The organism is Sphingobacterium psychroaquaticum, assembly GCF_900177625.1.
Lineage (GTDB): Bacteria > Bacteroidota > Bacteroidia > Sphingobacteriales > Sphingobacteriaceae > Sphingobacterium > Sphingobacterium psychroaquaticum.
On sequence record NZ_FXAU01000001.1, the window covers coordinates 1291027 to 1303754 of the forward strand.

At 40.5% G+C, this 12728-nt stretch carries 10 protein-coding genes and 1 other RNA gene; 6 read left to right on the forward strand and 5 right to left on the reverse strand.

Annotated elements, in window-relative coordinates; translation table 11 throughout:
- Window positions 1-59: 59 nt before the first annotated feature.
- From trxA to B9Y69_RS05340, 3 genes are all read right to left on the reverse strand, one after another.
- Entirely contained in the window at window positions 60-377 is a 318-nt protein-coding gene (gene trxA / locus B9Y69_RS05330; protein ID WP_085471927.1) for a thioredoxin, read from the reverse strand.
- Window positions 378-479: 102 nt separating this feature from the next.
- Window positions 480-4904 (reverse strand): DNA polymerase III subunit alpha, encoded by a 4425-nt coding sequence (gene dnaE, locus B9Y69_RS05335; protein ID WP_085471928.1) that lies wholly within the window; start codon window positions 4902-4904, stop codon window positions 480-482.
- A 133-nt stretch (window positions 4905-5037) separates the two neighbouring features.
- A complete protein-coding gene (locus B9Y69_RS05340) occupies window positions 5038-6246 on the reverse strand; it encodes a purple acid phosphatase family protein (RefSeq protein ID WP_085471929.1) in 1209 nt (402 codons plus the stop codon).
- Window positions 6247-6633: 387 nt separating this feature from the next.
- Between B9Y69_RS05340 and B9Y69_RS05345 the strand changes: the two genes are divergently transcribed.
- Window positions 6634-7245 (forward strand): HAD family hydrolase, encoded by a 612-nt coding sequence (locus tag B9Y69_RS05345; RefSeq protein ID WP_085471930.1) that lies wholly within the window; start codon window positions 6634-6636, stop codon window positions 7243-7245.
- A 2-nt stretch (window positions 7246-7247) separates the two neighbouring features.
- Here B9Y69_RS05345 and B9Y69_RS05350 read toward each other — a convergent pair whose 3' ends face one another.
- A complete protein-coding gene (locus B9Y69_RS05350; RefSeq protein ID WP_085471931.1) occupies window positions 7248-8579 on the reverse strand; it encodes an outer membrane beta-barrel protein in 1332 nt (443 codons plus the stop codon).
- 12 nt (window positions 8580-8591) lie between these two features.
- Entirely contained in the window at window positions 8592-9203 is a 612-nt protein-coding gene (locus B9Y69_RS05355) for an RNA polymerase sigma factor (protein ID WP_085471932.1), read from the reverse strand.
- Window positions 9204-9422: 219 nt separating this feature from the next.
- Between B9Y69_RS05355 and B9Y69_RS05360 the strand changes: the two genes are divergently transcribed.
- The 5 genes from B9Y69_RS05360 to B9Y69_RS05380 form a co-directional block, all read left to right on the forward strand.
- On the forward strand, window positions 9423-10286 hold the full coding sequence (locus B9Y69_RS05360; RefSeq protein WP_085471933.1) for a universal stress protein: 864 nt from the start codon (window positions 9423-9425) through the stop codon (window positions 10284-10286).
- A gap of 3 nt (window positions 10287-10289) precedes the next feature.
- Entirely contained in the window at window positions 10290-10526 is a 237-nt protein-coding gene (locus B9Y69_RS05365) for a hypothetical protein (RefSeq protein ID WP_085471934.1), read from the forward strand.
- Window positions 10527-10603: 77 nt separating this feature from the next.
- Window positions 10604-10971, forward strand: a transfer-messenger RNA (tmRNA) gene (ssrA, locus tag B9Y69_RS05370).
- A gap of 846 nt (window positions 10972-11817) precedes the next feature.
- Entirely contained in the window at window positions 11818-12273 is a 456-nt protein-coding gene (locus tag B9Y69_RS05375) for a GNAT family N-acetyltransferase (RefSeq protein ID WP_085471935.1), read from the forward strand.
- A gap of 13 nt (window positions 12274-12286) precedes the next feature.
- Window positions 12287-12728 (forward strand): GNAT family N-acetyltransferase (locus B9Y69_RS05380; protein ID WP_085471936.1); only part of this gene is annotated, 442 nt, incomplete at its 3' end.

Here is a 12728-nt window from a genome sequence, read left to right on the forward strand (position 1 = left end):
TGCAATACCCATAAATAATCATATCAAAAATAAAGCCGCTCTAGAGCGGCTTTATTTTTTTATAACTGTTTCGTTAATTTTTCTACTAAAACAGATTTAGGCACAGCGCCTACTTGTTTATCTACAATCTCGCCATTTTTGAAATATAATAATGCCGGAATGTTACGGATACCATATTTCACGGAAATATCAGGATTATTATCTACGTTAACCTTACCCACTACGGCTTGGCCTTCGTATTCTTTTGCGATTTCATCTACAACCGGACCAACCATGCGACATGGACCACACCATTCTGCCCAAAAGTCAATCAATACGGGTTTATCTGATTTTAATACAAGCTCTTCGAAGTTGCTGTCTGTAATTTCTAATGCCATAATATCTAATTTTTAATCAATTCTTCGGTAAATCTAATATACAAAGATAGCTAATAGAAAAAATATAAAAGCCATTGCAAATTCATATTTTTCTATACCCTATCAATTTAATTTATACTTCACTCCTTCTACTGCATCGATACCATCCAAAAATTCATTTGTCAAGATAATCTTCAAGGCTTTACCCGGAAGTTCGATACTTATATCACCTTGAATATCAACTACTTGAAAATTAAGTTGACAATATGCCTCCTGTCCTTCTTGTTTCGTTCCTTCAATCAAATCCTCCATTAAATCAATAAATTCATTGTTCAAGAGATGAAGTGGAATCTGTACTGTTAGTGATTTGGCCATTTTCTCGCGTAAATCAGACAGCAATTGAATACCTTTAAGCTCAAACCCCCAGTTTCCCACTTGTTTGAAACGTTCTTGGACTAAACCGCGTATCTGCACAAAGAAACCTTCTTGTAAATAGCCCTTAAATTTCACATAATCCTCACCAAAGACCATAATCTCAAAAGAATCGCCATAATCTTCAATAATGAAGGAACCAAACGGCTTACCATTTTTAGAAACACGGTGGTTTGCCATGGCTATAATTCCCCCAACCACGGCCTCTTTGTTCTTTATCCGATTAAACTCAATCAATACTTCCTCTTCAACCTCACTCGCTTTCACTTTGTTGATAAGCTGTAAATCCCGAACAGTGTTAGCGCAGAATCGTTTAATCTCAAACCTATAGTTGTCCAAAGGGTGACTCGTCAAGTATATTCCGATCACATCCTTCTCATACTTCAGTTTCTCAATTAACCCCCATTGCGGACAAGGGGCCATAACGGGTTCAGGAAGTTCCGTAGCAGCGGAACCACCAAACAAACTCGCCTGAGCTGAATTTTCATTCTCTTTTATTCTATTTCCATATTTAATAGCTTTTTCTAACCCTGTAGAGTTATCACCATCATTATGGAAGTATTGCGCTCGATGCGTCGTAGTAAAACTATCAAAACCGCCTGCATACGCTAAACTTTCAAAAGCTTTTTTATTAGCCGATCTTAAGTCAATACGCTTCGCTAGATCAAAGACAGATTTGTACTTACCATCTTTCTCTCTCGTCTGCACAATGGTATCTACCGCACCTGCTCCTACACCTTTTACTGCACCAATACCAAAACGCACAGCTCCTTGATCGTTTACGGTAAACTTATAATATGATTCGTTTACATCTGGCCCTAAAACCTCCAGTCCCATGCGGCGACACTCTTCCATAAAGAAGGTCACCTGCTTGATATCATTCATGTTATTGGAAAGCACGGCGGCCATATATTCCGCTGGAAAATGTGCTTTTAAGTATGCCGTCTGATAGGCCACCCAGGCATAACATGTAGAGTGCGACTTATTAAACGCATAAGACGCAAATGCTTCCCAGTCGGTCCAAATCTTTTCCAACACTTTTGCGTTGTGCCCCTTCTCAACGGCCTGACCAACGAACTTAGGCTTCATTTTGTCCAGAACAGACTTTTGCTTCTTACCCATTGCTTTACGCAGTACGTCGGCATCACCCTTAGAGAAGCCCGCCAATTTCTGTGACAACAGCATTACCTGTTCTTGATAAACTGTAATACCATATGTTTCATTCAGATACTCTTCACAAGCATCCAAATCGTATGTAATAGGCTCAATACCATGCTTACGCTTAATAAAGGATGGGATATACTCCATCGGCCCCGGTCGATACAAAGCATTCATGGCGATCAAATCGGCAAAAACAGTTGGTTTCAGCTCTTTCATGTACTTCTGCATCCCCGGCGACTCATACTGAAACACACCGATTGTTTCTCCCCGTTGAAAGAGTTCATAAGTAAGCTCGTCATCAATAGGGAAATTATCCGGATCTAATTCAATTCCATGTCGAAGCCTAACATTTACTACGGTATCCTTGATCAGGGTTAGGGTCTTTAATCCCAAAAAGTCCATTTTCAGCAATCCTGCACTCTCTACTACCGAGTTATCAAACTGTGTAACAAAGAGTTCTGAATCTTTTGCTAAAGAGACCGGAACGAAGTTCGTTATATCGTCGGGCGTAATAATAACCCCACAGGCGTGGACTCCTGTATTACGCATGGATCCTTCCAGCACACGAGCCTGCTTAATAGTCTCGGCTTCGAGTCCCGCACCATCTGCTAAAGACTTCAAGCGGTTAACGGCTTCAATTTCCTCACTCCGCAACACTTCTTTTAACGACTTTTCATCGAGTGAGAAAATCTTACTTAGCTTTAAATTCGGAATTAGTTTAGCAATATCATTCGCTTCCTGAAGCGGAAGATCAAGTACCCGTGCAGTATCCTTAATGGAGGACTTGGCCGCCATCGTACCGTAAGTGATGATTTGCGCCACTTGGGAAGCACCATACTTATCAATTACATATTGCATGACCCGTCCACGACCTTCGTCGTCAAAATCCACGTCAATATCGGGCATGGAAACCCGATCGGGATTTAAGAAACGCTCAAATAGCAAGTCATATTTAATGGGGTCAAGATTGGTAATTCCCAAACAATAGGCTACAGCTGATCCAGCTGCAGAACCACGACCAGGTCCAACAGATACCCCCATTTCACGCGCTTTTGCGATGAAATCTTGTACAATTAGAAAGTAGCCCGGATACCCCGTACGCTCAATAGTAGCAAGCTCAAAGTCTAACCGTTCGGTTACGATCTCATCAATCTCATCGTATCGTTTCCTCGCTCCTTCATAGGTAAGATGTCTTAAAAAAGCGTTCTCACCACGCTTTCCTCCATCTTCATCATCCTCCTGATGAATAAACTCATCTGGAATTTCGAATTTTGGAAGTAAGACGTCCCTGTTTAAGGAGTAAATATCAATCTTATCCAGTACCTCTTGGATGTTGATGATCGCTTCCGGCAAATCAGCGAACACCTTTTTCATTTCGTCTGCCGACTTGAAATAATACTCTTGGTTAGGTAAACCGAAGCGAAACCCTCGTCCCCTCCCTTTAGGTGTACTTAATTTTTCACCATCCTTCACACACAGTAGGATATCGTGCGCATGGGCATCTACCTTATTGACGTAATAAGTGTTATTTGTAGCAATAAGTTTCACCTCATGCTTATGCGCTAGCTGAATTAACGTTTCATTGACACGGTTCTCATCTTCTTGCCCGTGACGCATCACTTCGATGTAAAAATCAGAACCAAAAGTATCTTTCCACCAAAGAAGAGCTTCCTCCGCCTGTGCTTCACCAATATTCAAGACTTTACTCGGCACCTCTCCTTGCAAGTTACCGGAAAGAACAATAAGGTTTTCTTTATACTGCTCGACAACCGATCGATCAATACGAGGCACATAATAAAATCCTTTAGTGTAAGCGACAGAGGCCATCTTGGCGAGGTTATGATACCCTTCCTTATTCTTCGCTAAAAAGACCATTTGATACCCATTATCTTTCCGTGTTTTATCGGTATGATCTTCACAGACATAGAACTCCCCTCCTACAATAGGCTTTATAATCCGACCAACAGGCTGTTCCCCCTTCTCCATGGCATCGGCATTCTTCGCTTCAATATCTTTGTTATAGTTCAGCGCATTGCTCACGAAGTGGAACGCTCCCATCATATTTCCATGGTCGGTTAACGCGACAGCGACCATATTTTGTTTAGCCGCCGCCCCCACCAAGGAAGGGATGGAAATCGTTGATTGTAAAACTGAAAACTGGGAGTGGTTATGGAGATGCACGAACTCTGCATCTTTAAGTGCTTGAAGTAAGGATTCGTCAACCTCAACCGTTGTACTACCAGACTTACTTTTATTTCGGATAGCGTCCGACGCGGCCTTTAAGTTGATATGCTTTAGGCCAGCCGTTGGAATTAAATCTGGGTTATTTTGTTTAAAGTCTACAAAATAACCTGTGTCAACTTGTAGTTCTTCAGGCGTGAATACTTCGCGACGTACCAATTCAAAAAAACAACGCGTAGTTGCCTCCACGTCGGCGGTGGCATTATGCGCCTCCGCAAAAGGAACACCGAATAGGTAGGCGTGTAACTCCGTTAGATTAGGCAATTTGAAGCGTCCTCCCCGTCCTCCAGGAAGTTTCAAAAGGTCTGCTGTAACTTCGGTACAGGTATCCAAGAGGGGCATGCTTGCCATCTTTGAATCAACTCCATAACGATAAAACTCGCACCCCATGATATTGATATCGAATCCCAAGTTCTGTCCAACAACAAATTTGGCTTTTGCCAAAGCTTCATTGAACTTCACCAGAACATCCATCAGAGGCACGCCATCTTGTTCCGCTAGCTCGGTAGAAATACCATGAATTTTTTCGGAATCGTAGGGGATATTAAAACCATCGGGTTTTATCAGGTAATCCTGATGCTCCACCAATCGCCCCATCTCATCATGTAGCTGCCAAGCAATTTGAATACACCTCGGCCAATTATCGGTATCGGTAATAGGTGCATCCCAACGTTTTGGTAAACCCGTCGTTTCCGTGTCAAAAATAATATACATGTATCTTCCCTTTTCTACTTACTAGCAAAGTTAATAAAATATACGTCTGTTTTATCCACACAAACTCCGGAGTTACAAACAGCCCGGTCTTGTGTTTGTCTTATCGACCTGCTACACAAAACCGGGCTGGCGGTTATTTCGTCAATTTCTTTTCGGCAATAATACGCCCGTCATCGCCCAACATCTTATAGGTTAAGTCATTTCCTTTTCCTTCAATAGTCACCAAAGTACGATTTCCTTTTTTTGGTCCACCGCCGATCAACAGCGTATATTTATGATCCTTATCTGGCGGATAATGTCCATGTTGATGGCTATGCCCGGCTACAACTAAGTCAACTCCATTCTTATCAAAAAGCGGTGAGAACTGGTTGCGACAATGTACAGTTCCATGCCACTCATCGGAGTGATAAGTCGGAATATGCATTACAACAACCTTAAACTTCGCTTTTTTGTAGGCCTTACTAGCCATCACCTTCGTCAACCAAATGGCTTGCTCCTCGCGATAGGCATCGTAATCGGACAATCCGGCATAGACCTCATGGTCATCGGGCTTATCCTCTCCCGTATCTAAAAAGATCCAGTACACATTCCCTGAAGCAAAACTGTGGTAATAATGTCCCGAATCATGCTTTACGTATTTATTATAGTCAAATGCATATCCACCTCTTGTTTCATGGTTACCCCGGTTTATTATCATTGGAATACGTCCTTCAAGGGCTTTTGATAAGGGAGCCAATGCCTTTTTGCTATAATCGTCTGCTGTGGATAGATGATGGACAGCATCCCCATTGTTGACCACAAAATCCAATGTGTTTTTATTCACCAAGGCTAAAAGGTCAGCGTAAGTCGCTGTATCTTCATGCACATCATTAAAGACACAACAAGAGACTGTATCTTGAAGCTTTGTATCAAGCGTTTTAAATTGACGGTCGGCTGTTTTTATCTCCGCCCCATAGACAATCTTATAGGGATCAAATTTGGTTATTTCTTTGGAGCAAACCCGGTAGGTATATTGCGTGTTCGGCTTCAGTCCTTTTAAAGTAATTCGTGATAGCACGTCATTTGCATGGCGAAGCCCCTCATGTACTTCATAAAAACGTTCTACCTTTTGGTTTTCATCCATACGTTCTACCCACGTGAACGCCTTCCGATTTACCACGGTAAAGATCGTTACTTCATCTTGCTGAAGATTTTGCAAATAAGGCTCAACAACAAATGAAAAACTCCCCTCATCAGACGAGGAGCTTCGAATAAATGGACTTGCCGTTAAACTAACAGGCAAAGTCGATACCGACGCCGCAACAGTCAGCTGTCTTAAAAAATTCCGTCTTGTTTTGTTCATTACAACATAAAAAGATTAGTGATGAGCCTCCAAACATAAACAGTGACATGTCGAAAATAGATCGAACAGGTGATGTTTTGTTTGAACACTACAAAATAAGTTAATAAAGCTGTTTGTTAAGTTTTAAATTTAGGTAAGCAAACATACCTAAATTTGGTTTTATACGCAACAAAAAAAGAAACACCCAGAGCGGGGAGCTCCAGGTGTTCATACTAACCAATTATTAACCTAAATTATGAAATTTGAAACTATAACGGAGTTGCTCAAACAATTGTTACAGCGGGAGCATAAAAAAGATAGATTCTCACATTAAAGTTACAAATACCGAGGCGTTACGCCTTATTCTCAATGGCCCCAACTTTAATATGGTTTTATTATGTTTGCAGCATGAACACTATTTCGTTAGAAAAATACAAAACGCTGGAAGAGAAGTCAGCTAATTATACGGCTTTGCTCTATGATGTGGACGGCACGCTAGCTGACAATATGCACGCACACAAAGCGGCATACGTTGCCGTTGCGGAAGAATACGGGGTTAAATTAGATCCTAATATTGTGGAGGAGCTGGCAGGATGGCCCACCATTGATGTTGCGCAGGAAATCTCCACACGATATCAAACTATTTTTGACATCCCTACGTTTGCAAAACGAAAATCAGCCATCTTTATAGAACGTTTTATTCGTGATACCCAACCAGTCGATTATGTATTGGCGCATTTATTATCGAATATCGGAAAGAAAAAAATTGGAATTGTTTCGGGTGGGTCCCGTTCAACCTTGGCTATCACACTGGATGTAATTGGACTTACCGATAAATTTGAAACATTGGTTTGTGCAGGTGATACTCCACTAGGTAAACCTTCCCCACAACCGTTTCTACTTGCGGCGAAAAACCTAGGAGTTGATCCAACTGAGTGCTTGGTATTTGAAGACGGCGATCCGGGAGTTCAAGGTGCCATAGCAGCTGGAATGGGATGGGTTCGGGTGGATCAAATCTAGTCCTAGAAGGTTGTAATCACTTTTATCCCACCGTTTGTATAATTCATGTCGGCTCGTTTAAACTGGCCGACAGGGATTTTCACGTAAGGCTCAATAGAAAGCTTCAATGCCTTCGAAAGGTTTGTTTTCTTACCGATAGAGAAGTTCACAAATCCGGCAAACCCATTTGGATCCACATTATTATCCACCGATTGCACCTTTCTTTCGACAACTTTTACATCTTCATTCGTCGGACGTTCTGTGTTTGAGGTTGACGAAAACATCAATGGATCTGCATTTTCTTGATAGTGATTGAAGCGTTCCTGCGATAAAACAGCAGCATAGGATACTCCAACACTTGTATAAAACTGTTTCCCCATCTTGTATTGCAATTCCAACGGGATATCCAATGTCTGTACTTTTCCTGTTACGGCATTGATATTAGGCAATGTTGCATAGGTTTTGTACGGCATATCTTTTGAAGCCTGACCGACGACAGGTGAATTTTGTACTTGTTCTTTCCCATACATTCCCGAAGGTAAAATACCCACCTCATATTGATTGAAAGAAGCGCCAGTACGAAGTGTCAGCTTATCATTCAATTGATACCCTAATATCAAACCACCGCCTAAATCTATTTTACTATCTGTTGTACTTGGACTCAAAAAGGCACCAAGTTCCATTTTAGATAAGATACGCATTTTTTTAGGCGCCAAAGCAAGGGCTTGATTCTCCTTTTTAAAATTTGAACTAGCATCTTGTTGCGCTAATGCAAATCCCAATCCAAGGTCCACATCTGCAACCTGCGGATCACCATCGTGAACATCTCGAAGTACGGGGCGTCCCACCGCTATATGGGTATGTGCAAGTTGCGATGCCTGAACGGTCGCCGCTGTCTCTGGAGTAATTGAAGAGAGAATCTGTTGCACCGCAATCTGCGCACGTTGCGCGAAAGTATTTGGCAATGAAACGGCCGCATTATGTGCATCTCCACTTTCTACTCGAGCAAGCTCTTCGCTTTCATTCGTATTCATAAGAGGAAGTTCGGTTGCAGCATCGGACGAATTGCCCAAACCACGCTCTGCCGGCGAAGCAGTAGATCTTTGATCTGTATGCACAACCTGTTGAACAGGAATATCAACCGTTTGTCGTTGGGAGATAAATAAGCCGATGCCCATAGCAACGACTGCCGCTGCAGAAGCCCAATACCAGCTCGTAAGCCTTCTGGTCTTCCCTGCCGACTCATACGTCGCTTTATAGCTTTCCCAGGCTCCTTGTTTATATGGAGTTTCCTCGAAAGCTTTAAGCTGCTCTCTGACAACGTCGATTAATTCCTTGTTATTTTTATCCTTCATCTTACTCTTTAGTTAAGGATTACTATTACGTAATGCCCCAAATTCTTCCACATACAACTTCCGTAAACGCTGCTTGGCCCTGGTGAGGTACGTCCGCGACGTACTCTCCGGAATATCCAACATCTTCCCTATTTCTTCATGTGTATAGCCCTCGATTTCAAACAAATTGAAAATCGAGCGTTGCACATCTGGTATCTGATTTAATAGCTTTAGGATGTCCTCTACCGCTAACCGATCGGTTACCATAACAGCTTGCGACATCACATTCTCTTCGTCGTTATCTTCAAAAAGATTGGTTTGCTTTTTTGTACGTAAAAGATCGATTGATGTATTTACAGCTATTCGTGCCATCCAAGACTTAAATGTCTTTTCTAGAATCTCTTCGTCGGGGTGCCGTTCAAAACTTTCAAGTTTCCGAAAAACCTTCACAAAAGTTTCGTTTACAGCTTCTTCTGCATCCATCTCTTGCGCGATGTAACGCAAAACTACCGCCATCACATAACCATAATACTTCTTATACAGGAAGGCTTTACCACGCTCAGTATTAGCCAAAAGACAGTCATCCAAAGCTTCGCGCAGCGAAAATGGCTTGTCTCTTTTGAAATACTGTTTTATACTCTTCACTTAAATCGTCTGTTCAGATTGCCAAATTACTTAAATAATCTTCTATTATCAGAACAGCGGATTAATTTTTTCGCATGCTTTAAGCCTTACTTTATTACTATAAACGAATACGCATTTACAAACGCTACACGCGAAGAAAAAAGCGTATTGGGGTTCTATAAAAACTTGTTTAAACAAAATAAAAGCATTAAATTAGGATAATCAAAAATCGAATGAGTCATGAGAAAGATATTATTCCCTACCGACTTTTCAGACGCTGCTAACAATGCTTTTTTATATGCATTAAGCTTAGCGAAGGAGATGGACGCAGAAATATATGTGATGAATACCTATATGCAGCCTGTTTTATCAGCAACGCATGCGGGCCAACCAGAAATGGTTCCTGAGGTCTATGAAAATTATGAGTTGCATCGTTTCGAGAGCTTTAAAAAATATACTGCGCAATTGCGTGATATGGCGCATAAGCAGAATAGATCTGATATTCCCTTAACCTTTTTGTTTGAAGAAGGTACTGTAGTTTCCAACGCACAAACGATTATCGAAAAAGAGGGTATCCATTTGGTTGTTATGGGTACGAATCGTGCAACAGGTATTATTGATAAAATTTTCGGTTCGAACACGATTGGGGTTATCCGTGGTGTAAAGGTACCGGTGTTATCCGTTCCGCGGGAGGCGTCTTATCAAGGTATTAAAGAGATTGTCTTCACAACGTTGTTCCGCCAAAAAGATGAAGCAGCATTGAGAGAAATACTAGAGCTTGCGAAGAAGTTTGGTGTTAAGGTGAAGTGTGTCAATGTGAATAAGAATAATGATGTAGATATCATTGGTGTGGCTGATCATTGGGAGAACATTTTTAAAGATTACGAACTTGAGTTTGTTTTCTTAGATTTCGATGAGAGCATCGAAAATACACTTAATAAGTATATTGCTGCCCATAAGGTTGACCTTTTATGTGTTGTGAAACGCAACCGTACGTTCTTAAATCGTTTATTTGTTTCTAGTATCAGTAATAGGCTGACGGTACACACGAATACGGCTACGTTAATCTTGCATGAAGGAGATAATACGGAGGAAGTTTTTTAGGTGATGCAGCAGTTAATCAAATCGCTGACGGAGGAGAAAAGGTTGGATGAATTAGCGGCGAAGTATACGCTCTTGATTGATGAATCTCAAAAGGCACATGGTGCGTTGTTTTTCTTGGAGGTAAAGGGCCGTAATTATAAAATTATGGTTCCAGCGCCATATCATGAAGCCTTGCTTGCCAAAGGTGCACCTAAGCTAAATGCGTTGCTAAACCATAGGGAAGCAATGTTGCTCAAATAATATTATAGGGCTTTTTCGTAATAACAGGCTATTTTTGATTATATATTTCGTATCTTTGTAGCCTACATTTACATAATGGGGTCGACTGGATTTGACAGGATAGCGATGGTTATGTAAGCATGCAGTGCGTTGTAAGAAGAGCACTTAAATCTGAACTTTCAACTTTACAACTGGCGAAGAAAACTACGCCTTAGCTGCTTAAGTTAGACTTAACATAGCTATTTGTCCCGTTAGATCCTGTTCTTTGGTCTAACATTCGGGGCATCGAACAATAGAACTGGTCGCGGTGATTTTGCTAAGCCGAGGCGAGAAACAGCAAATACGGAGTACGGTATAGGTAAGCGACTCACCTTCCCTCTCTCGACAATTAAAGAGAAGCTAAGCATGTAGAAAGCGTAAATCATACTATGTTTGGACGAGGGTTCGACTCCCTCCGGCTCCACATTTTGAGGTACAAACCGTACCAAAACCCTATAAACAGCACTGTTTATAGGGTTTTCTCGTTTTAAAGCCTCCCGATCATTCCATAATTCACATTTGCAGCGAGACCAAATCGAGACCAAAAAATATTCAAAATTTGGTCTCGCCAAAGGCCATAAAAACATGACTACAAGATAGTTACGAAGCAAGAACAAGATTCAAACATCTTGATTTAGAGCACAAAAAGAAGCAAATTAAAGGAAAGTAAAAACACCACGACTATGAAAGCCAATCTCACAATCCACATGTACGCTAAGCCCACCAAAGCAAATAACCTAGGAAAGTACCCTTTTTTTGTTTCATTATTTTTTATTTACTTTTTCTTCAGCAAGTATAAATACTACGATTTTAAGCAACGCTTAATTTTAGTTTATAACCAGAAAAAGGGAAATTAATGTTGTAATAATTTGATTAGTCCTATGATGTCCAAAAAATACATATCTCACTTTCCATTATAAAGGGCTTTCCCGTAAATTGGTTAAATAAAAAAAAATTCAAGATCTAATAAACAAACACACCTATATAGTCTAAAACATCAATATCCAACATATCTCACCCATCGGATACCTTTATTTTCAAACTGAAACAAAACTGCTACAGGACGTGACAGTTTTACGCATGATATAAATAAAAGAAATTACTTTTTTTTTATCATTTGTAAAAATTTACATCAAATTCATTTCCGAACTTAGACTCAATATTCACTACGAACATATGTTGCTCCACTTTACTACAAATAAGATCCATTGTCCTAAAGTTACCCAAACTATATCCGCTAGCATCATCGTTCCTTAATAAACAATTTCAGAAAATGAGTATATTAATTAGAAAGTCCGAAGAAAAGGACAGCGATAAAATCTGGCATTTAATGAAAGAATTAGCTGTGTTCGAAAAATACATCAACAGCTTTGCCATCACCCCAGAAATTGTCAGAGACAGTGGCTTTAAGAAAGCAAACCCAGATTTTTATTGTATTGTAGCCGAAGATGGCGACAAGATTGCAGGGATGCTCGTTTATTACTTCCTCCCATACACAGCCCAAAATCGCCCCGCAATCTATATGAAAGAGCTCTTTGTCGATGAAAATTATCGTGGTAAAAAAATTGGCGAGCAACTAATGAATGTATTGAAAAAAGAAGCTCAAACGAATAATTGTAAACAGATAAAATGGACCGTAGCACCTTGGAACGAAGCAGGAATAAAGTTCTATGAAAGATTAGGCGCAGAAGAAAACAAGGATTGGTTAAATTACGAATGGAACATCTAAAAACAAGGCACTGATGGAACAGATAACAATAAAGCAAGTATCCCTAAGCGATATCGATCAATTACAAAAAATAGGCAAAGAAACATTCTTTGAAACATTTTCCGAAAGTAATACCGAGGAAAATATGGCTAATTATTTAACAGAAGGGTTTTCTTTCGAAAAGCTCACCGACGAACTGAATAATTCAACCTCTATGTTCTATTTCGCCTTAGCCCAAAATGAGGTGATCGGTTACTTAAAAATCAACTTCGGTCAATCCCAAACCGAATTAAAAGATGAGAAAGCCCTCGAAATAGAACGTATCTATGTATTAAAAGAATATCATGGCAAAAATGTCGGACAAGTCCTGTATCAAAAAGCTATGGAGATCGCCAAGGAAAAAAAAGCAGACTACGTTTGGCTAGGTGTTTGGGAAGAAAACCCGAGAGCGATCAGCTTTTACAAAAAAAATGGTT